The organism is Aquimarina sp. MAR_2010_214, from assembly GCF_002846555.1.
Taxonomy (GTDB): domain Bacteria; phylum Bacteroidota; class Bacteroidia; order Flavobacteriales; family Flavobacteriaceae; genus Aquimarina.
Window position 1 is genome coordinate 2,315,437 of the sequence record NZ_PJMS01000001.1, and the last position, 19,612, is coordinate 2,335,048.

The 19,612-nt window shown below is 31.4% G+C and carries 20 protein-coding genes; 10 read left to right on the plus strand and 10 right to left on the minus strand.

Annotation, left to right across the window (positions count from 1 at the left end):
- Positions 1–177 precede the first annotated feature (177 nt).
- Positions 178–867, plus strand: a complete 690-nt coding sequence (locus ATE84_RS09790) for a hypothetical protein (RefSeq protein WP_101447783.1) — start codon at positions 178–180, stop codon at positions 865–867.
- Positions 868–994: 127 nt separating this feature from the next.
- Positions 995–1,801: a ThiF family adenylyltransferase gene (locus ATE84_RS09795; protein ID WP_101447784.1), complete on the plus strand. Its 807-nt coding sequence runs from the start codon at positions 995–997 to the stop codon at positions 1,799–1,801.
- Between the two features lie 28 nt (positions 1,802–1,829).
- Here ATE84_RS09795 and ATE84_RS09800 read toward each other — a convergent pair whose 3' ends face one another.
- On the minus strand, positions 1,830–2,516 hold the full coding sequence (locus ATE84_RS09800; RefSeq protein WP_101447785.1) for an ABC transporter ATP-binding protein: 687 nt from the start codon (positions 2,514–2,516) through the stop codon (positions 1,830–1,832).
- Between the two features lie 249 nt (positions 2,517–2,765).
- On the opposite strand from ATE84_RS09800, the gene ATE84_RS09805 reads away from it, so the two are divergent.
- The gene (locus tag ATE84_RS09805) at positions 2,766–3,362 is read left to right on the plus strand and encodes a PAS domain-containing protein (RefSeq protein WP_101447786.1); all 597 of its coding nucleotides are present in this window, start codon (positions 2,766–2,768) and stop codon (positions 3,360–3,362) included.
- Between the two features lie 133 nt (positions 3,363–3,495).
- Here the strand turns inward: ATE84_RS09805 and ATE84_RS26460 are convergent, their stop codons facing one another.
- The 3 genes from ATE84_RS26460 to lnt form a co-directional block, all read right to left on the minus strand.
- The gene (locus tag ATE84_RS26460) at positions 3,496–4,071 is read right to left on the minus strand and encodes a hypothetical protein (RefSeq protein WP_199176869.1); all 576 of its coding nucleotides are present in this window, start codon (positions 4,069–4,071) and stop codon (positions 3,496–3,498) included.
- Positions 4,072–4,115: 44 nt separating this feature from the next.
- On the minus strand, positions 4,116–5,987 hold the full coding sequence (locus ATE84_RS09815) for an ABC-F family ATP-binding cassette domain-containing protein (RefSeq protein WP_101447787.1): 1,872 nt from the start codon (positions 5,985–5,987) through the stop codon (positions 4,116–4,118).
- 95 nt (positions 5,988–6,082) lie between these two features.
- Positions 6,083–7,663 carry an apolipoprotein N-acyltransferase gene (gene lnt / locus ATE84_RS09820; protein WP_101447788.1) on the minus strand — a complete coding sequence of 527 codons (1,581 nt, stop codon included), beginning with the start codon at positions 7,661–7,663 and terminating at the stop codon, positions 6,083–6,085.
- Between the two features lie 721 nt (positions 7,664–8,384).
- Between lnt and ATE84_RS26100 the strand changes: the two genes are divergently transcribed.
- The 5 genes from ATE84_RS26100 to ATE84_RS09835 all read left to right on the plus strand — a co-directional run bounded on the left by ATE84_RS26100 (position 8,385) and on the right by ATE84_RS09835 (position 10,995).
- Positions 8,385–8,549, plus strand: a complete 165-nt coding sequence (locus tag ATE84_RS26100; protein WP_158237216.1) for a hypothetical protein — start codon at positions 8,385–8,387, stop codon at positions 8,547–8,549.
- 18 nt (positions 8,550–8,567) lie between these two features.
- Positions 8,568–8,732: a hypothetical protein gene (locus ATE84_RS26105; protein WP_158237217.1), complete on the plus strand. Its 165-nt coding sequence runs from the start codon at positions 8,568–8,570 to the stop codon at positions 8,730–8,732.
- A 487-nt stretch (positions 8,733–9,219) separates the two neighbouring features.
- A complete protein-coding gene (locus tag ATE84_RS09825) occupies positions 9,220–9,435 on the plus strand; it encodes a hypothetical protein (protein ID WP_024768832.1) in 216 nt (71 codons plus the stop codon).
- Positions 9,436–9,516: 81 nt separating this feature from the next.
- Complete coding sequence (locus ATE84_RS26110) at positions 9,517–9,693, plus strand: hypothetical protein (protein ID WP_158237218.1); 177 nt, start codon at positions 9,517–9,519, stop codon at positions 9,691–9,693.
- Positions 9,694–10,239: 546 nt separating this feature from the next.
- Positions 10,240–10,995, plus strand: a complete 756-nt coding sequence (locus ATE84_RS09835) for a phosphatidylcholine/phosphatidylserine synthase (protein ID WP_101447790.1) — start codon at positions 10,240–10,242, stop codon at positions 10,993–10,995.
- Here the strand turns inward: ATE84_RS09835 and lptB are convergent.
- The 4 genes from lptB to ATE84_RS09855 all read right to left on the minus strand — a co-directional run bounded on the left by lptB (position 10,992) and on the right by ATE84_RS09855 (position 13,970).
- Positions 10,992–11,735 carry an LPS export ABC transporter ATP-binding protein gene (gene lptB / locus ATE84_RS09840; RefSeq protein WP_101447791.1) on the minus strand — a complete coding sequence of 248 codons (744 nt, stop codon included), beginning with the start codon at positions 11,733–11,735 and terminating at the stop codon, positions 10,992–10,994. The genes ATE84_RS09835 and lptB overlap by 4 nt on opposite strands.
- Positions 11,736–11,815: 80 nt before the next feature.
- Positions 11,816–12,166, minus strand: a complete 351-nt coding sequence (locus tag ATE84_RS09845; RefSeq protein ID WP_101447792.1) for a carboxymuconolactone decarboxylase family protein — start codon at positions 12,164–12,166, stop codon at positions 11,816–11,818.
- Positions 12,163–12,966, minus strand: coding sequence for a twin-arginine translocase subunit TatC (tatC, locus tag ATE84_RS09850; RefSeq protein WP_101450956.1), 804 nt, complete (start codon positions 12,964–12,966; stop codon positions 12,163–12,165). Before tatC ends, ATE84_RS09845 begins: the two co-directional genes overlap by 4 nt.
- Positions 12,967–13,001: 35 nt before the next feature.
- Positions 13,002–13,970 carry an SIS domain-containing protein gene (locus tag ATE84_RS09855; RefSeq protein ID WP_101447793.1) on the minus strand — a complete coding sequence of 323 codons (969 nt, stop codon included), beginning with the start codon at positions 13,968–13,970 and terminating at the stop codon, positions 13,002–13,004.
- Between the two features lie 233 nt (positions 13,971–14,203).
- Here ATE84_RS09855 and ATE84_RS09860 point away from each other — a divergent pair, with 233 nt between their 5' ends.
- Positions 14,204–16,408, plus strand: coding sequence for an ATP-dependent DNA helicase RecQ (locus ATE84_RS09860; protein WP_101447794.1), 2,205 nt, complete (start codon positions 14,204–14,206; stop codon positions 16,406–16,408).
- A 73-nt stretch (positions 16,409–16,481) separates the two neighbouring features.
- Here ATE84_RS09860 and ATE84_RS26115 read toward each other — a convergent pair whose 3' ends face one another.
- Together ATE84_RS26115 and ATE84_RS09865 are read right to left on the minus strand one after the other, a co-directional pair.
- Positions 16,482–16,658: a hypothetical protein gene (locus tag ATE84_RS26115; RefSeq protein ID WP_158237219.1), complete on the minus strand. Its 177-nt coding sequence runs from the start codon at positions 16,656–16,658 to the stop codon at positions 16,482–16,484.
- 190 nt (positions 16,659–16,848) lie between these two features.
- A complete protein-coding gene (locus ATE84_RS09865) occupies positions 16,849–17,589 on the minus strand; it encodes a LytTR family DNA-binding domain-containing protein (protein ID WP_101447795.1) in 741 nt (246 codons plus the stop codon).
- A 75-nt stretch (positions 17,590–17,664) separates the two neighbouring features.
- Here ATE84_RS09865 and ATE84_RS09870 point away from each other — a divergent pair, with 75 nt between their 5' ends.
- Positions 17,665–19,554, plus strand: a complete 1,890-nt coding sequence (locus ATE84_RS09870; RefSeq protein WP_101447796.1) for a histidine kinase — start codon at positions 17,665–17,667, stop codon at positions 19,552–19,554.
- Positions 19,555–19,612: the final 58 nt, after the last annotated feature.

Here is a 19,612-nt window from a genome sequence, read left to right on the forward strand (position 1 = left end):
ATTGATGCTATTGTTAAAATTTTATTTAAACAGTCTTAACGCTTAACTGTTTTTTACTTATATATTTAGATAGGACAGATGTTGCAAAAACAGTCACAAATATAAAACAACAGATTTTAAGACATAAAAAAGGAATACTTTTATTGAAAATTCTGATTCTTTAATAAACCTACTTTTATGACATCTTGTAATCCACCCGAAAAAGACCTTTTAATTAAAACATATGGAACTATAAGTTTATATCAGATTGGAAAATCGAATCTTTCTGAATTTTCTGAGTTTGTTTTTAAGATGTATTCGCATCATTATTTGAAAAAACACCAGTGGTTACCAGATACTCAGGAATTAGAGTATATGAAACATAGTGATATTAATCAATTTGAGGATTCTGTATATTTTGGGTTTAGAAACTCAAAACAAGAACTTCTAGGAACTATAAAAGCAACTAAAAGAACCAATGATATTGTTTTTCCTATAGAAAATGAATTTAATATTAGCATTGAACAGATAATAGAAAAAGAAAATTTAGAAGTAAATAAAATATGGCACTTAGGGCGTTTAGCGATAGATTCTAATGTATTACGGTCACAGAATTTATCTCTTACTTCTAGGCAAATGTTACGTGTTTTACTAATTCATTCGCTAGGGATTATTAGTTATAACCCTAATAGTTTGATGATTGCAGAATCTGATGTTTTGATTTATCAAATATTTCGAGATTTAGGTATTGAGATGCAAATTGTGGGAGAACTCAGAGATTGTTTAGGTAGCCCAACGTACCCTGTTATTTTAACATCAGAAAATATAGAAAAATGGTTGGAGGAAAATTTTTTGGAAAAAGAAGAGCAGCAAAAAATTTTAATATAAGACTAACTCTTATATGAAGTTAGAGGATAACCACATCTTTTATTTTTTTTAAAAGAATTAGGAGTGTAAGTGATAATATACAAGAATTAAAAAGAGAAATAATTTTAAGACTATAATAAAAATATCTATGGAAGGAAATTCAATTTTGGATAATAGAAAAAAAACAATCTCAGAAATGCATCATAATGAGCGATATTATAAAAATGCATTGTACGTAACTCCAGAACAGCAAGACAAGATTAAGAATGTGAAAATAGTTTTTGGAGGTGTCGGTTTGGGTAGTGTGTTGGCAGAAGCAGCATTAAGATTGGGTTTTGAAAATTTTGTATTTATAGATGGGGATACGGTAGAATTATCTAACTTAAACCGGCAAAATTACCAAGAAGAAGATATTACTAAATCCAAGGTAGAATCGATTACCAAAAGACTTTTATCGATTAATCCAAATGCAAAAATAGAATACCATCATCTTTTTTTGGATCCAGATAATATCACAGATTATATTGATGGTTGTGATATTGCTATTAATGCTATTGATTTTGATGTAGAAGATACTCCATTTGTTTTTGACGAAAAATGTAAAGAAAAAGGGATTCCTGTAATTCACCCCTTAAACTTTGGATGGGCAGGCGCTGCTTATGTTGTAACTCCAGATAGTGAGCAAATATATGATGTTGCTCGTAACAAGAAATGTTTTGAATTGGTTTTGATAAAGAATATGCTAGAATATTTTAAATATCGAGCAGAGATGAACTTAACATGGTTTTACGAATTTTATGAATCCTATAAAGAGAATTCGGCTAAAATCACACCACCGCAATTGGTAGTTGGATCCTCTTTGGCAGCGGCATTAGTAACTAATATATTATTTAGTCTGGTTAACGGTTTAGAAGTAAAAACTTTTCCTGAGCCTTATTTTTTGTCCACCAGATAACTAAAATAAGTGTTTTAGGAATTTGAAATTATTTGTTTCTTACATCACTTTCGATCATCCCGTCACGAAGACGGATAACACGATGTGCATGTGCTGCTACTTCTTCTTCATGAGTTACAAGAATAACAGTATTTCCGGCAGCATGAATTTCATCAAAAAGCTGCATGATTTCTAATGAAGTTTTAGAATCCAGATTTCCGGTTGGTTCATCGGCCAATATTATCGAAGGTTTATTTACTAAGGCGCGACCAACAGCTACACGTTGTCGCTGACCTCCTGAGAGTTGATTGGGTTTGTGATCCATTCGATCAGATAAACCAACGTCTGTAAGTACTTCTGACGCTCTAATAATTCTATCTTTTTTAGACGCACCTGCATAAACCATAGGTAATGCAACGTTATCTAATGCTGTAGTTCTGGGTAATAAATTAAAAGTCTGAAATACAAAACCAATTTCGCGATTTCGTATGTCGGCTAATTCATTATCGGTCATTTTACTAACATCATTTCCGTTTAGGTTGTAAGTTCCACCAGTTGGTGTGTCAAGGCATCCTAGAAGATTCATTAGAGTTGATTTTCCAGAACCAGAAGGTCCCATTATTGCCAAATATTCTCCACGAGTAATATCAAGATCAATACCCTTAAGCACATAGACAGTTTCCTGGCCTAATTGAAAATTTCTAATAATTCCTCTAATCTCTATAACATTTCCCATATAGTAATCTTTATAGATTGTTAAGATACAATTTTAGACTATATGACGCAGTCGGTAAAAAGATGTTACACTCTAATTGTAAAATGTTCTTTTTTATGTTTTTTGTATTGGAAATCAAGAGGTAAATGGTTAAAAGTTAGTTAAAAAATAGAAATCTCAAGTCTGATTAATAATACTATGATTTTTGTCATTTTTTGCACTTCATGTTACAGTTAATTTTACTCCGGAATTTAACTAATAATAGCAAATATGAAAGCACTAAAACGCCCCGATCCCATTGATGTAGAGATTGTCTTAGATCCTAAAGAAACCATTATGAGCAAGACTGATCCTAAAGGGATAATAGAATATGCGAATGATTATTTTATGGAAGTTTGCGGATATGAAGAGCAAGAGTTAATTGGTCAACCTCATAACGTGATTCGTCACCCCGATATGCCAAAAGTTGTTTTTAAGTGGTTGTGGGAACACTTGCTGGCAAAGAAAAATATACATGCTTTGGTTAAGAACCTAGCAAAAGACGGAAGGTATTATTGGGTAATTACAGATTTTGATGTAAAACTTGATGATGATGGACAGATCACTTCTTTTTTTGCACGAAGAAAGGCTCCGCCTAGAGAAGCAATTGAAAAAATAGATAAACTTTATAAAAAATTACTAGCAATCGAACAGACTAGTGGTGTTGAAACAACAGAAAAATACCTTGTTGGATTTTTGGAAGAAAAAGGAATGACTTATCATGAATTTATTGAGGAAGTTTGCTCGACTGAAGAGGCAAAACCTTATGATCCAAAAGACTTGCAGTATCATAAAAGAAGAACGGTATTTTCAAGAATGTTTAGATAATATTTGGTGATAATTATATGGTAGAATAATTACTTTGTTAAGAATTTTATATGAGTTGTAAAACTTGTGTGATTTAGTTCGTGTTTAAATGTAAAAACCTGAAGATTTGATTGATATAGTCTTTGGGTTTTTTTTATGCTCTAATGGTGAAATGTTCTTTAGCCTGTTCATTTCTAACAAATACAAAACCCAGATAAAAAGTATTAATAGTTACTGTTACTTCTGTGAGTTCTTTTATCGTTTTCCATAAAATGGTATTGGCTTCAGATTCATATATAGAATTGAGTATAATAACACTATCATTATGAGTCTTGGATAGCAATAATTCAATATTTGAATGATATTGTAATTGATTCAAGTCAAGGTAAATCATATCATAACTATTCTTAGATTGTATATTATAATCAATCAAAACCAAATTCTCTATTGAAATGATTTCTGATAGAACACATGATAAATCTTCTAAAACTAGTGCGGTTTTAATATCGAAATAGGGGAGTATACGATTTAGAAGTTTAGCAGTGTGAAATCTAACACTAGGTTTTTTATCTGACTTTTTATACACTGATTTTATAGACTTATATGCCTTTCGTTTTTCTGTATTATAAAAACATTTAGTGACTAAATTATATACAAAGGGTGAATGCACACCATGTTGATTGGTAGATTTGGAAAGAAACCTGAGGTATGCTTTTATGTTGAAGCGCATTTTTTTAGTCTAAATCAAAAAACCAACACTATTTATTTACTATGTTATTCTTCCATTTTTTCAGAAAGTTCAAACCATCGCATTTCATTTTCCTCTATTTCCTGAATGATTTTTTGGAGTTTTTGGGACTCAGTATTTATTTTTTCTTCGTCTAAGTTACCTTCTGCAAAAAGGGTTTCGATTTCTTTCTTTTGCAGCTCTAATTTTTTAAGCTCTCGTTCAATTTTACTGAATTCTTTTTGCTCATTATAAGAAAGAGCAGCTTTATTGTCCTTCTTCCAGGTGCTTTTGACTTTTGCCTCTGTAGTAGTATCAGATGTTTTTACTTCGACTTCTTTACTATCTTCATAAATACGATAGTCTGTATAATTACCCGGGAAATCCTGAATAACGCCATTGCCTCTAAAGACGAATAAATGGTCTACGATCTTATCCATAAAATAACGATCATGGGATACAACAATCAAACATCCTGGGAAATCTAATAAGAAATTTTCGAGTACATTAAGTGTTACAATATCTAAATCATTGGTAGGTTCATCAAGAATTAAAAAATTAGGGTTTTGAATTAAGACGGTACATAGATATAAACGTTTACGCTCACCTCCACTTAATTTTTCTACAAAGTCATATTGTTTTTTGCGGTCAAACAAAAAACGTTCGAGCAGTTGTTGTGCAGAAATTTGTCGTCCTTTTTTTAAAGGAATGTAATCTCCAAATTCTCGAATTACATCGATAACTTTTTGCCCTTCTTTGATCGTTATACCGCTTTGTGTATAATATCCAAATTTTATAGTGTCGCCAATCACAATCTTTCCATGGTCAGGAGTTATTGAGCCTGTAATCATGTTTAAAAAAGTAGATTTACCTGTTCCATTTTTACCGATAATACCAATACGTTCTCCTTTTTTGAAAACATATTCGAATTGGTCTAATAAAACAAGTTCGTCAAAACGTTTAGAAATTTTATGAAGCTCGAGAATCTTACTTCCCATACGTTCCATATTAATCTCAAGTTGAACTTCATGATCATGGCGGCGTTTATGAGCACGTTCTTTGATTTCATAGAAATCATCAATTCTAGATTTAGATTTAGTAGTACGCGCCTTTGGTTGACGACGCATCCAATCTAATTCTTTTTTGTAAAGCTGTTTGGCTTTATCTGTTGTAATCTGGTCATTTACAACTCTAGCTTCTTTATTTGCCAGATAATAAGCATAGTTACCTTTGTAACTATAGAGTTGGCCATTTTCTAATTCTATAATCTCATTACATACATTTTCTAGAAAATAACGATCGTGAGTTACCATAAATAGAGTAAAATTCTCTTTGGCAAAATATTCTTCTAACCATTCTATCATTTCTAAATCCAGATGGTTGGTAGGTTCATCAAGATATAATAGATTGGGTTTGCTTAATAATATATTTGCCAGAGCTAATCGTTTCTTTTGTCCACCAGATAATTCACTTACCTTTTTGCTCAGGTCGTCTAGCTTAAGTTTAAAAAGTATTTGTTTATACTGTGTTTCAAAATCCCAGGCATTAATAGCATCCATCTTTTCAAATGCTAGTTGATAGCTTTCTGCATCATCAGGGTTTAGTAAAGCTTTTTCATAATCATTGATAACCTGAAGGATGTCATTGTCTGATGCAAAAATGGTTTGCTCAATGGTAAGGGTAGGATCCAGATTGGGTTCCTGAGGCAAAAAAGCTACTTTTAGATTTTTGCGGTATACAACTTGTCCTTCATCTGGTTCTTCATCACCGGCAATAATATCAAGGAGAGAGGTTTTTCCAGTTCCATTTTTGGCAACAAAACCAATTTTCTGCCCTTCGTTGATTCCGAAAGAGATATTTTTAAAAAGGATACGTTCTCCAAATCCTTTAGCGATATTTTCTACTGATACGTAATTCACAATTTTTTATAAAGTTGCAAAGGTACAAAGATGCATACTAACATAGTTACAAAGTACAGAAGTATTATGTTAGATTTTAAGTATTGATTTTCAGGCTACATTTTTCTTTTCCGTCGAGTTACAGAAAAAAGAAATATAAAAATCGATAGAAATATAGAAACTCTGGCCAGATAATTTCCTGCTTTTACATAGAATGTGATCTTATCATTTGTAATAAGATTTCCTCTTAACGCTCCTTGTTTCTCATAATCTAATTTTGTTATGATGTCCCCTGTTTGATTAATAATTGCAGAAATACCGGTGTTTGCACTTCTAGCTATGCTTCTTCTGGTCTCTATAGCTCTTAGTTTGGCATAAGATAAGTGTTGTCTATGTCCTTGAGTATTACCCCACCAAGCATCGTTAGTGATAATCGCCAGAAAATTTGCTTTATTTCTAATATACCCTGTGGCAAATTCACCATATACGCTTTCATAACAGATTAGAACTCCTACTCCGATACTATCTTTAGAGAAGAATACTTCTCGATCTTCTTGAGTTGTTTTCTTGGCAACTGTACCGCCAAGATCAATCATAGTATCCCCCAAAAGGGGTTTTAAAACACTTTGGTATGGGAAATTTTCTACACCAACCACTAACTTGCTTTTGTGATATAATTCATCAGTTCCATCAGGGCGAACAAAAAACGCAGAATTATAGTCATCATAATAAATACCTTTTTTATAGGTATTTGTTTGTTTACGAATTTTACTAGGATCATTAAATACATCCATTAATGATATTCCCGCTAATACATTTGCATTAGGGTATTGATTGAGTATTCGCTGTGCAGTATTTTTAGCAATAGAACTAGAGAACTTAGTAAGTCTGTTATTATCTGCAAAGACAGTTTCTGGAGCAATAACAAAATTTGTTTTTGAAGTAGCAGCAGTATTGGTTAGCGAGTCTAATAATTTACCTATTCGGCTATCTGTAGTGTTATATTTTTCGGTGTATGGATTTATGTTTGGCTGTAGAATAACCACTTCAATATCATTACCTTCTTCTTTATAAGTTTTTAGAATAATAAATGATATTATAATAGGAATTAGAATTATTAATCCATTGCGAATTGCAGATCTGTATAGAATAGCTTTATCCTTGTGTTCTATATAAAGAAGTATGCTTTTAAAAACACTAATATTAATAATCCAAATCCAAAGTGTTCCGCCAAAAGTTCCTGTGTACTCATACCATTGTATCCAAGAAGTAAAACTGGCAAAACCATTACCTAGATTAAGCCAAGGCCATGAAAATTCCCATTGCAAATGCATGTACTCAAAAGACATCCAGAAGCAAATCAGAAATATGGTACTAATGGTAAATGTGGTTCTTTTGGCAACAATATGGTAGATCAAGAATACCAAAGTCATTACCAGGCTATTTACGATTTCTGCGAACCACATGCCAAATGGAGTAGAATTATATATCCACCAAGTGGTAATCATATTCCAGATGAAAAAAGTGAGAAAAGCAAGGCCAAAAACCTGGCTTTTACTGTATTTGTGTTTGCGAATGCTATATTCTGCAATCAAAAGAGGAATAAACCCAAAGAATAGAAATAAAGGAAAACCATAAGTCGGCCAGCTAATAGCAAGCAGGAGCCCCGAAATAATAGACAAAATGATGTTTCTCATAAAAAAAGCTTCCTTATCAGTAACGAAATTAAACTTATTTAGTTACAATTAATATAATTGAATGTTTCTTTTTTGTAACGTTTGGTAATGGATAACTTTTTAAGTATTCAAACTGGCAATTCGGTATAATTCCTCTCCATGCGATATTTATAAGTTCATTACTTAAAATTTGTATTTCATTTCAAGGGATATAGAGTTGTTTTTCTGATATCTTTTCCAGATTTTTTTATGTTTTGGTAGTTTGATATTTGTGAAAATTAATAGCGGTTAAAATTTATAAATTTATACCTCATTTTCAGGAATATAGAGCTGTTTTTCTTGTATCTCTACTAGCCTTTGTTCTATATTTGATTCCGTTGCTAATACTTTTTGTTTATACAATCGAGTGATTGTTAGGGAAAAGAAAAGTACACATTTCAATTAGAGAAGTAATATGTCTGGTGTGTAAAAAACACGATCAATTTTATCTTATAAATATTAGTAAATGGGCAATCATATCTAAAAAAGTATGACCTGCCAAATTTGATTTTCTTTATAGAAGATTTAGCAGATAAAGAGCATATCAACCAATGACTCCTAAAAAAGAAATGTAAGCAGTAGCGTAAACAAGCAAAGTTCTAAAATGGCTTTGAATATAAAAATATTCTCTCGCGAGGAATAGACACATATGGTGAGTGTCTTAAAATGTTCATCACAAATGTAAATATTGAATATTTAAATTATGAAAAAATCAATTTTAAATTTAGGAAAAGTTATAAATAAAGCTAAACAAAAAACTATTAATGGTGGACAAATGGAGGCCTCTTGTGAAGAATTAGGATGGAACGAATCAACTTGTGAACATGCAGCATGGAGTGCTGATGCTAATTATCACAAATGTTGTTAAATATAAAATCATTCTAAAATGAAAAAATCAATTTTAAATTTAGGAAAAGCTTTAAGTAAAGCAGAACAAAAATCAATTAATGGAGGTATTGCTTCATATTTATGTACACTTGGAGATCCATGTTATATTTTTATAGGACCAATATGTACAGATGTATGTATGCATGACCCTGGAGGGAGGTAGAATGTAAAATTAATTCTACAACTATATATGTTTAAAAGTAAACAATCATTGTTTTAAATTCATATTACTGTAGGTTATTGATAACTTGGCTGCAGTTGCTTTTTAGTAAAAAGCAACTCAGCTTTTTTTCAAGAACTTACTAAAGTTTTTTTAAATACATAATAAAAAATCAAAAGTGAATATAAATTACTGTTTTTCAATTAGATATGTTATATTCGTTGTGTTACCCTAACCCCTCAACTTAACTCATAATAAAAAAAGAATAAATCCATTATTAATAAAACTATATCAAAATGGATTTCAGCCTTTAGTTTATTCTGAGTTTGGAAGAAAACAACCCGTTATTACTACTTCATTCTATATATGAAAGTATAAAATACTTTTTATGGCTTTTGTATTATAGACAATATTCTTTTCGAAAAGCATAGACACAAGCGATGAGTGTCTTAAAATGGTTGTCGTAAAAATTAATCTTAAAACCTATATCATGAAAAATCACATTTTAAACTTGGGTAAAATTTTAACCAAAACTCAACAAAAACAAATTAACGGAGGCGATTTTAATCCTTGTCCTTGTAGCTCTGAATATGAATTATATTCTGACGGTTCATGTTCATATTCGGCAAGTGGGACATCTTGGGGGGCTCCTTTTCCAGGAGGTAGATGTCTGGGTACTTTACAAAACGATTTTTGTTGTGTTTAAGCAAATCATTTTCCTTTACTTATAGAAACCGATGAGTGTCTTAAAACGGTTGTCGCAAAAAATAATCTTAAAACCTATATCATGAAAAATCACATTTTAAACTTGGGTAAAATTTTAACCAAAACTCAACAAAAACAAATTAGTGGAGGTAGATGTCAAAATGCATTTCAATGTTGGGAGGCAGCAAATTTTTTTGGGCCAGAAGACGCATATGCGTGTATTAATGGAAATTGCGGACTTAATCCAGGTCCGCTTTAATTTCTGGGAGTGTGAAAAATCAATTTTAAACTTAAGAAAAGTTTAGATAAAGTGGAACAAAAAATAATTAATACTGAAAATCTTATATCTGGTGAATGCAATTTCCAAAAATAGAATAGCACAATTCTTATATGTAAAGTTCTATGCCAAAATAGGATATGCTTGATAATAGACACAGGCGATGAGTGTCTTAAAATGTTTGTCGTAAAAAATAATCTTAAAACTTATATTATGAAAAATTACATTTTCAACTTGGGTAAAATTTTAACCAAAACTCAGCAAAAACAAATTAATGGAGGAAGGCCAGTTAATTGTTACCATTATGCAATTTGTCCACCAATTAATGAACCAGATTCGTGTATAATTTATGGTAATGTATGTCATGTGCTATAGGTAGATGGTTCTAAGTGATAATTCCAAATTTTCAATTTACTATAGAATTCCCCGAAGCTCTGCTTCGGGGAATTACTCTTTAGGGCTAAAAAGCATATTTTTAAGTGTTCATTAGAGAAAATAGTTTACTATTTTTGCACAAAATCAGACTTCATGCTTATTAAAAGACAAATTCCAAACTTCATAACACTTCTTAATCTTTTTTGTGGATGCATCGCTGTTATTTTTGCTGTATTAGGGCAACTAGAGTTTACAGCATTATTTGTGATGTTAGGTATAGGATTTGACTTTTTCGATGGCTTTGCAGCTAGAATATTAAATGTTAAGAGTGAATTAGGTTTGCAACTTGATTCTTTGGCAGATATGGTTACCAGCGGTCTAGCTCCAGGTATTGTAATGTATCAATTGTTATCACAAGTATTTGGGAAACCATTTTATGTAGTTCCCGATTCATGGAATTCTGAACAGATTTTAGCAAGTTTTGATATGTCATATATGTCCCTGCTAGGTTTATTGATAACTTTGGCTTCTGCATATCGATTGGCTAAATTTAATATAGATACCCGCCAAACTACTTCATTTATTGGTTTACCAACACCGGCAAATACATTATTGATTATTAGTTTGCCATTAATACTTAAGTTTCAGCAAGAGCCTTGGATTTTAGAAATTGTCCTTAATAAATGGTTTTTGATTGGTTTAACTTTGCTAAGTTGTTATTTGCTCAATGCAGAAATTCCTCTATTTGCTTTAAAATTTAAGACCTGGGGATTTGCAGAAAATAAAGTTCGCTATATTTTTATAATACTTACCGTTATATTAATTGTACTCTTGAAATTTGTAGCAGTACCATGTGTGATACTACTTTATATTTTGATGTCGGTTTTTTTTAAGAATAAGTTAGTTTAATTGAAGTCCAACTTCTTTTTTCGAAGTTCAAAATTTTGTCCTAGATATACTTTACGTACCATTTCATCCTCGGCCAATTCTTCAGGAATACCTGCTTTTAGGATGCTTCCTTCAAACATTAAATAGGTTCTGTCTGTAATAGCAAGAGTTTCTTGTACATTATGATCTGTGATCAGAATCCCAATATTCTTATTTTTTAATTGAGCAACAATACGTTGTATATCTTCTACGGCTACCGGATCAACTCCTGCAAAAGGTTCATCCAAAAGAATAAAATTAGGATCTGTTGCTAATGCTCGTGCTATCTCTGTACGACGACGTTCACCACCACTTAATAAATCACCACGATTTTTACGAATATGCCCTAAACCAAATTCTTCGATAAGAGCCTCCATTTTATGCAATTGTTCCTTCTTAGAAAGTTTAGTAAGTTGAAGCACACTTAAGATATTATCTTCAATACTTAATTTTCTAAACACAGAAGCTTCCTGGGCCAAATAACCAATTCCATTTTGTGCACGTTTATACATTGGATATTTGGTGATATCGATATTGTCTAGTGTAATTTTTCCTCCGTTAGGTTTTACCAAGCCAACAATCATATAAAAAGAAGTTGTTTTACCAGCACCATTAGGCCCCAGGAGTCCAACAATTTCTCCTTGATTAACTTCAAGAGAAATTCCTTTTACTACTTTTCTACCTTTATATGATTTTACTAGGTTATCTGCTTTTAACTTCATATTAGAATGACTTCTTTATATAGTGGGTGTTGCTAAAATAAGGTCGTAAATTTACACTATTCTTTTTAACCACTATAAACTTATGAAGCTTTTGCTTCAAGTGCATCCCAAAACTCATAGGCACGACGTAAATGAGGAATAACAATAGTGCCTCCTACCAAAGTAGCAATACTAAGGGATTCAACTACTTCTTCTTTGGTTAACCCTTCTTTATGACAGGTTTCAAGATGGTAGCGTACACAGTCGTCACAGCGTAACACTAAAGAAGCCACTAGTCCTAATAATTCTTTGGTTTTTACATTTAGAGCACCTTCCATAAAGGCATTGGTATCCAAGTTAAAGATTCTCTTGATTATTTTATTATTATCCTCCAGAATACGAGAATTCATTTTCTCTCTGTAGCTGTTGAATTCGTCGATTATATCACTCATTTAGATTGTTTTTGTAATTTTTTCTTTTCTTTTTTTATAACAGTTTTAGATATAAAAATACTTACCTCATATAATATCAAAACCGGAATAGCAACAATAACCTGACTAGCAATATCAGGTGGTGTGATTATGGCAGATAATATTAATACAATTACCAAAGCAAATTTCCTGTATTTTTTTAAGAACTCTGGAGTAACTAATCCTACCTTGGTAAGGAAAAACATAATGACAGGGAGTTCGAATATTAATCCACAAGCAATTACTGAAGCTCTTACTAGTGCAATATAGCTGTCAATATCAAATTCGTTAAGAACCTCTTTACTCACTTGGTACCCTCCTAAGAAATTAATGGATAGTGGTGTGATCACATAGTATCCAAAAAGTACACCTAAGAAAAATAAACAGGAGCAGATAATGATAAATCCTTTAGAATTCTTTTTTTCTTTATCATATAGTGCCGGAGCAATGAATCTCCAGAACTCGTATAATACGTAAGGAAATGCTATGATAAAACCTGCTGTTATAGAGGTCCATATATGAACAGAAAATTGCCCTGCTACTTTTCTGCTCTGTACACTGAAAGGTAATTCTTTAAAGCATAAACTCTCATCTAAACCCAAAAGTTTAGACAAGTTACAGAGACCATTATAGGTAGGGAAATCTGGTTTTTTTGGACCAAAAATTATAACATCAAAGATAAATTCTTTTGATATAAAAGCTATGATTCCAGCAATGAGTACTGCAACAGTAGCTCTTATTAAATGCCAGCGTAATTCTTCTAGATGATCTAGAAAAGACATAGACTGGGGGTCTTTTTGGGTAGTGTTGTCAGTCATTATAAAATACCTTCTCTCATTAAATCATGAATATGTAAAAATCCTGCATATTTACCATCTTGTTCAGCTAATAATTGCGTTATCGAGTTTTCTTCTAACTTTTCGAGAGCGTCTACTGCCATGGCATCATTATCTATACGTTTGGGATTAGGAGACATAATATCTTTGGCAGTCAACCCTTCAAAAGAAGAGGTGTTTTTTGTTAGCATTCTACGCAAATCACCATCTGTTATAATGCCAAGAATGGTTCCGTTCTCTGTAACTGCTGTTGCTCCTAATCTTTTTTCTGTTATCTCAACAATCACATTATTTATATTAGAATCTGGAGATACCTCGGGTTTCTCATTTCGAGATGTAATATCGCTAACTCGAAGGTATAGTTTTTTTCCTAGTGCACCTCCCGGATGATATTTGGCAAAATCTCTGCTTGAAAACCCTTGTAAGTGTAATAAACAGACTGCCAGTGCGTCTCCTATAACAAGTTGTGCTGTCGTACTAGTGGTAGGAGCAAGATTGTTTGGACATGCTTCTTTTTCTACATAAGCATGCAGAACATAATCAGCTTCCTGACCTAAAAAAGATTCTTTATTAGCTGTAATGCCAATTAAAGGATTCTTGAAATTTTTGATTAAAGGCACCAAAACTTTTATTTCTGGTGTATTTCCACTCTTAGAAATACAAATAACAGTATCGTCTTCGAGAATATTTCCTAAATCACCATGAATAGCATCTGCAGCATGCATAAATACAGCAGGAGTACCTGTGGAGTTCATTGTAGCAACAATTTTGGTTGCAATAATAGCGCTTTTGCCTATGCCTGTTATGATAACTCTACCTTTTGAGTTATGTATCGTTTCTACTGCATCAGAAAATTCTTTGTCAATAAGTCCTTCCAAATGAGCAATAGCACGAGCTTCCTCGGCAACAGTTTTTTTGGCATATGAAATTATAGTGTCTTGGGTGTTCAAAATTTAAAAAATTTGCGTGTTATAAATAAAGATTTTATTATCTTTAATTTACGCAAAGGTATACAATACCTTATTAATTTTAAATAGTGATAAAAAAAAGCATATTAATTTATGCTTTGTTTATCTTTGGCTTGCTAAAATTAAAAACGAAACATCCACTAAATCTGTATTGGGGAGTAGATTTGGTGTTAGTGAATCTTTATTTAATTGGTATATAAAAGTTAAATGATTTAATGAGTTTGAATGAAAATGACTTGCAAAGTGCTTTAAAAAAACATTTTGGGTTTAGTCAATTTAGAGGACTACAGGAAAAGGTAATACAGAGTGTTTTAGAAAAAGAAAATACATTTGTAATAATGCCTACAGGCGGTGGTAAATCCCTATGTTATCAGCTGCCTGCTTTAATGTGTAAAGGAACTGCTATTGTGGTGTCACCCTTAATCGCTTTGATGAAAAATCAAGTGGATGCTATCCGAAGTATTTCATCAGTAGAGGGGATTGCCCATGTGCTTAATTCGTCTCTTAATAAATCCGAAGTAAAAAGGGTAAAAGAAGATATAATTAGCGGGATTACCAAGTTATTATATGTTGCTCCAGAGTCACTTACCAAAGAAGAGTATGTAGATTTTTTAAAATCTCAAGAGATTTCTTTTTTGGCAGTAGATGAGGCGCATTGTATTAGTGAATGGGGGCATGATTTTAGACCTGAATACAGAAATCTACGTAATATTATTAAAAGAATTGGAGAAGATATTCCTATTATAGGGCTCACCGCAACTGCAACTCCAAAAGTACAGGAAGATATTCTAAAAAATTTAGGAATGAGTGATGCTAAAACGTTTAAAGCATCATTTAATCGTCCTAATCTGTTTTATGAAATACGTCCGAAAACTAAAAATGTAGATGCAGATATTACTCGTTTTGTAAAACAAAATAGTGGTAAAAGTGGAATTATATATTGTCTTAGTAGGAAAAGAGTAGAAGAACTGGCACAAACATTAGAGGTTAATGGAGTAAAAGCCGTTCCTTATCATGCTGGATTAGATGCTAAGACCAGAGCCAAACATCAAGATATGTTTTTGATGGAAGATGTAGATGTAGTGGTTGCCACGATTGCTTTCGGAATGGGAATTGATAAACCAGATGTACGTTTTGTGATCCACCATGATATGCCCAAAAGTATAGAAAGTTATTACCAGGAAACAGGACGTGCCGGTCGAGATGGAGGAGAAGGGCATTGCCTGGCATATTATGCATATAAGGATATAGAAAAACTAGAAAAATTTATGAGTGGTAAACCTGTTGCCGAACAGGAGATAGGCCATGCTTTGTTACAAGAAATAGTAGCATTTGCAGAAACTTCGATATCCAGACGTAAATTTATATTACATTATTTTGGAGAGGAATTTGACGATGTAACAGGTGATGGTGCTGATATGGATGATAATGTGCGTAATCCAAAGAAAAAACATGAAGCAAAAGATGAAGTAAAGCTGCTACTTGAAGTTGTAAGTAAAACTGGTGAAATATATAAATCTAAAGATCTGGTTAATACTCTTATAGGTAAAAGTAATGCCTTGATCATTTCGCATAGAACACACCAACAAGATTTCTTTGGAAGTGGCAAAGCAAGAGATGATAAATATTGGATGGCTCTTGCGCGCCAGGTATTGGTACAAGGATATTTACGTAAAGATATCGAAACCTATGGAGTAATTAGGATTACTTCAGAAGGAAAGAATTTTATCGATAACCCGATAAGCTTTATGATGACCGAGGATCATATATATGATGAAACTAATGATGATTCGATAATAACTGCAGCAAAGTCTGGAGCTAAAGGAGGTAGTGATGATAAATTAGCTGGGATGCTAAGAAATTTAAGAAAAACAGTGTCCAAAAAACTTGGAGTCCCTCCTTTTGTAGTGTTTCAAGATCCTTCTATTGATGATATGGCTCTTAAATATCCTATTTCTATAGAAGAATTAGCAAATGTTCATGGAGTAGGAGAAGGAAAAGCCAAAAAATATGGAAAAGAGTTCGTAGCGCTCATTGCAAAGTATGTAGAAGAAAATGATATTATGCGTCCCGATGATTTTGTTGTAAAGAGTACTGGTGCGAATAGTGGCCTTAAATTATATATCATACAGAATGTAGATCGTAAATTACGATTGGATGATATTGCTGCTGCAAAAGGGATGGATATGACAGCTTTTATTAAAGAAATGGAAGCAATAGTATATAGTGGTACTAAGCTAAATATAACATATTGGGTAGATGAAATCTTAGACGAGGATCAACAAGAAGAAATTCATGAATATTTTATAGAAGCAGAGAATGATAAGATAGATGTAGCGATAGAAGAGTTTGACGGCGATTACGATGATGAAGAATTACGTCTATATCGCATTAAGTTTATTAGTGAAGTTGCGAATTAATTTTTAGAACTTTGATAATAGTAAAAAAGCTTTCCGAATCAGGAAAGCTTTTTGTTTTTTTAATAGCAAAATTTTAGTAACAATTGCAGATGGGACTTCCCGGATTGAGGCAACCACCAGTTTCTGGACATTGCGTAAAACAAATTTGGGCATCATAACATGATGCTAATCCCCAACCACCATTAATTGTTTGTTGTTGTTCACTATCCAATTTTTTTACATTGTCTAATTTTAAAATGTTTTTTAACATGGTTTTAGTTTTAAGAATTTGTGTTCTCTTGAATTATTTATAGACATTCAAGTTTTATGTCTGTATTTAATTTTATTTTCAATTTTGAAAAGAAAATTATTACCACATAAATATACTTTTAATACATAGATTTAGCTATAGTAAACTGATAAGTATATATGTGTAATTGATAAGCGTGTATCAAATGCATTTAAGAGAGGTAATTAATAATCTCTGATAGTTTTGATTTGTTTCTTATAGATACAATAACCTTTTCTTTGTTACTCAGAATAAGTGCTTGTTTTTTGTAGATAGAGCGGATGTGCTCAATATTAACCAAAGTTGATCTGTTGGCTCTAAAGAAACCTTTTTCGAGAAGTAAGTTCTCATAGTATTTTAAAGACTTGGATGCTAAATATGTAGATTTATCGGCCATTGTAAAATGACTGTAGTTTCCATCTGCTTCACTTTTAATAATATCGTTTATATTTATGGCAATATGTTCATTGCCTGTTTGAATTAACAATTTAGATTCAGTTAAAAATTCTTTTAGAAGGATGTATTTTTGTTTTGTGAACAGTCGTTTCTTTAAATGAATGTACCGTTTTATGATATTGATTAATTGTTTTACTTCAATGGGCTTTGTAAGAAAATTAAAAGCATAATATGCTATAGCTTTTTCAATATAATTACTATGAGCAGTTACAAAGATGACCTCAAAATCGTAATTATTTATAGCATCAAGAATCTGAAAAGCATTACCATCTGGCAATTCTATATCCATAAAAACTAATTCTGGATTAAGATTATTCAAGATATCGATTGCATTTTTAGCATTATTTGATGAACCTATGATGTTAATGTTGCAAAAATGTTTTTCGAGTGTAGCTTTTAGATAAGTAAAGGCTTCTTCTTCATCTTCTATGATAACAGCAGAAATTATTTGGTTCATTTAATTTGCATGAATATGACAAAACTAAATTAAGTAATTTTAGTGATATTGTTTTACCTGATTTAATTATTTAAAATGAATAGATTCATTGTATTATTAATATTTGTAATGCCAATTACACAATTAATTGGACAGAAAAAGATTTACACACAAAAAGAGGTGGATACCTTTCGTGTTTTTCCCACAAATAGGGGAAATATACAAACATATAAAAACATGTTGGAAACAGATGAAAACTTAATAGGTTGGACATATTACTATACAAAAATGAGTATGTTATATCTTCGCGAAAGTAAGTATGATTCTTGTCATTTTTATGCTAATAAAGCTATTGATTCATATAAATCGGCCAATATTAAAACAGATAAAGAAGAAGAAAGATTAATAACTGCATATTATAACGGGGGTAGGTCATTAAGAATATACTATCAGAACTACAACAAAGCTTTGGATTATTTAATGAACTCTTTAGAATTACTCGATAAATACCCGCTTTCTATAGATTATATTATCAGAGGATATATTTTAAAAGATATCGCTAGTAATCATTATGCAATGGGAGATGAGGCTCTTACGCTTAAATACCTGTTTGAGACTGAAAAAGATACAAATTACCTGAAAAACCCATTAAATTATGGGCCTTTATATAATACTATTGGGGAATTATATTTTTATAAAAAGAATATAGATTCTGCAACATATTTCTTTAAAAAAGCACTATTAGATACGATACCAAATAGCAAAGTTGCTGCTCATAATAATTTGGGAAAATTGTATAAGAATATAAACAAGTCAGATTCTGCATTATATCATTTTAATGGATCTAAAAAAATTACAAATGCACATAGTAATAGGATTGAAATTATTACTTATCTCCTTTCTTTAACCAATTATAATTATGTATTGATCAATGAAGGGAAATATGAAGAGAGTATATACAAGCTTGAAAACCTGATTGATAGCACAAATACTTTTAAGAAGATTGATAAGAGAGTTAAAAATCTTAAAACGACGACTTTCAACTATTTAATAGAGGCTTACCAAAAAAATAATGAACTCAACAAAGCTCTTGAAATAGCTAAGAAGAAAAATGCTTTTTTAGAAAAATACCATCAACAAGTATTAGATGAAAGATTAAGAGAGTTAAATGTTGTTTATGAGGTAAAAGAAAAGGATAAATCAATCCAAGAACTTGAAGAAACTAGAAAAGAACAATACACTATTATAAAACAAAGGAATCTTATCTTGTTGGTTTTAGGAGTGTTACTGCTCTCTGTGGTTGGAATTGGTTTTTTAATTTTCAGACAAAAAAAATTAAAGAATAAATATGAGACAGCAAATCTTAAGCAACGATTGTTGCGATTGCAACTCAATCCGCATTTTGTATTTAATGCCTTAAATACAGTGAGTAGTCTTGCTAGCAAAAATTCAAAAAATACAACATTGTATATAGCTAGATTAGGGAACTTAATACGTTTGGTTTTAAAAAATTCTAGAGAAGAGTTTGTTTCTTTGAAAGATGAGCTGCGATGTATTAAAGATTATCTTGAATTACAATCTAACTTTTCTCAAAAATTCACATATGATATGAATGTCGACTCTAAAGTTGATCAAGAAGAAATATATATCCCGCCTATGTTTATTCAGCCATTTATTGAAAATTCAATAGAACATGGATTAAAGGGAGTAGAAAATGGAAATATAAAAGTAAATGTAAGAATCAATAATAAAGATAAATTAATTGAGTGTGAGATCACTGATAACGGTATTGGTATTTCTAAAGTTTCCAAATTTGAGAATAATCAAGGAGGTGAAAATGAATCCTATTCTGGTGATATTTTAAAGGAACGATTACTGATTTATTCTAAGTCACTTAATAAAAAAGCTAAATATACTGTTAATGATACAGAAGATAAAAATGGGACCATAGTGAATATATTTTTACCATATATTTTTGAATCTTAAATATATATAATAAATGTTTTCTATTCTTATTTTTAAATTAAAACCAATAACAATTACT

Coding starts and splice junctions, on each gene's coding strand:
- ATE84_RS09790 (WP_101447783.1), top strand. CDS start 178: ATGACATCTTGTAATCCACCCGAAAAAGACCTTTTAATTAAAACATAT.
- ATE84_RS09795 (WP_101447784.1), top strand. CDS start 995: ATGGAAGGAAATTCAATTTTGGATAATAGAAAAAAAACAATCTCAGAA.
- ATE84_RS09800 (WP_101447785.1), bottom strand. CDS start 2,516: ATGGGAAATGTTATAGAGATTAGAGGAATTATTAGAAATTTTCAATTA.
- ATE84_RS09805 (WP_101447786.1), top strand. CDS start 2,766: ATGAAAGCACTAAAACGCCCCGATCCCATTGATGTAGAGATTGTCTTA.
- ATE84_RS26460 (WP_199176869.1), bottom strand. CDS start 4,071: ATGCGCTTCAACATAAAAGCATACCTCAGGTTTCTTTCCAAATCTACC.
- lnt (WP_101447788.1), bottom strand. CDS start 7,663: ATGAGAAACATCATTTTGTCTATTATTTCGGGGCTCCTGCTTGCTATT.
- ATE84_RS26100 (WP_158237216.1), top strand. CDS start 8,385: ATGAAAAAATCAATTTTAAATTTAGGAAAAGTTATAAATAAAGCTAAA.
- ATE84_RS26105 (WP_158237217.1), top strand. CDS start 8,568: ATGAAAAAATCAATTTTAAATTTAGGAAAAGCTTTAAGTAAAGCAGAA.
- ATE84_RS09825 (WP_024768832.1), top strand. CDS start 9,220: ATGAAAAATCACATTTTAAACTTGGGTAAAATTTTAACCAAAACTCAA.
- ATE84_RS26110 (WP_158237218.1), top strand. CDS start 9,517: ATGAAAAATCACATTTTAAACTTGGGTAAAATTTTAACCAAAACTCAA.
- ATE84_RS09835 (WP_101447790.1), top strand. CDS start 10,240: ATGCTTATTAAAAGACAAATTCCAAACTTCATAACACTTCTTAATCTT.
- lptB (WP_101447791.1), bottom strand. CDS start 11,735: ATGAAGTTAAAAGCAGATAACCTAGTAAAATCATATAAAGGTAGAAAA.
- ATE84_RS09845 (WP_101447792.1), bottom strand. CDS start 12,166: ATGAGTGATATAATCGACGAATTCAACAGCTACAGAGAGAAAATGAAT.
- tatC (WP_101450956.1), bottom strand. CDS start 12,966: ATGTCTTTTCTAGATCATCTAGAAGAATTACGCTGGCATTTAATAAGA.
- ATE84_RS09860 (WP_101447794.1), top strand. CDS start 14,204: ATGAGTTTGAATGAAAATGACTTGCAAAGTGCTTTAAAAAAACATTTT.
- ATE84_RS26115 (WP_158237219.1), bottom strand. CDS start 16,658: ATGTTAAAAAACATTTTAAAATTAGACAATGTAAAAAAATTGGATAGT.
- ATE84_RS09865 (WP_101447795.1), bottom strand. CDS start 17,589: ATGAACCAAATAATTTCTGCTGTTATCATAGAAGATGAAGAAGAAGCC.
- ATE84_RS09870 (WP_101447796.1), top strand. CDS start 17,665: ATGAATAGATTCATTGTATTATTAATATTTGTAATGCCAATTACACAA.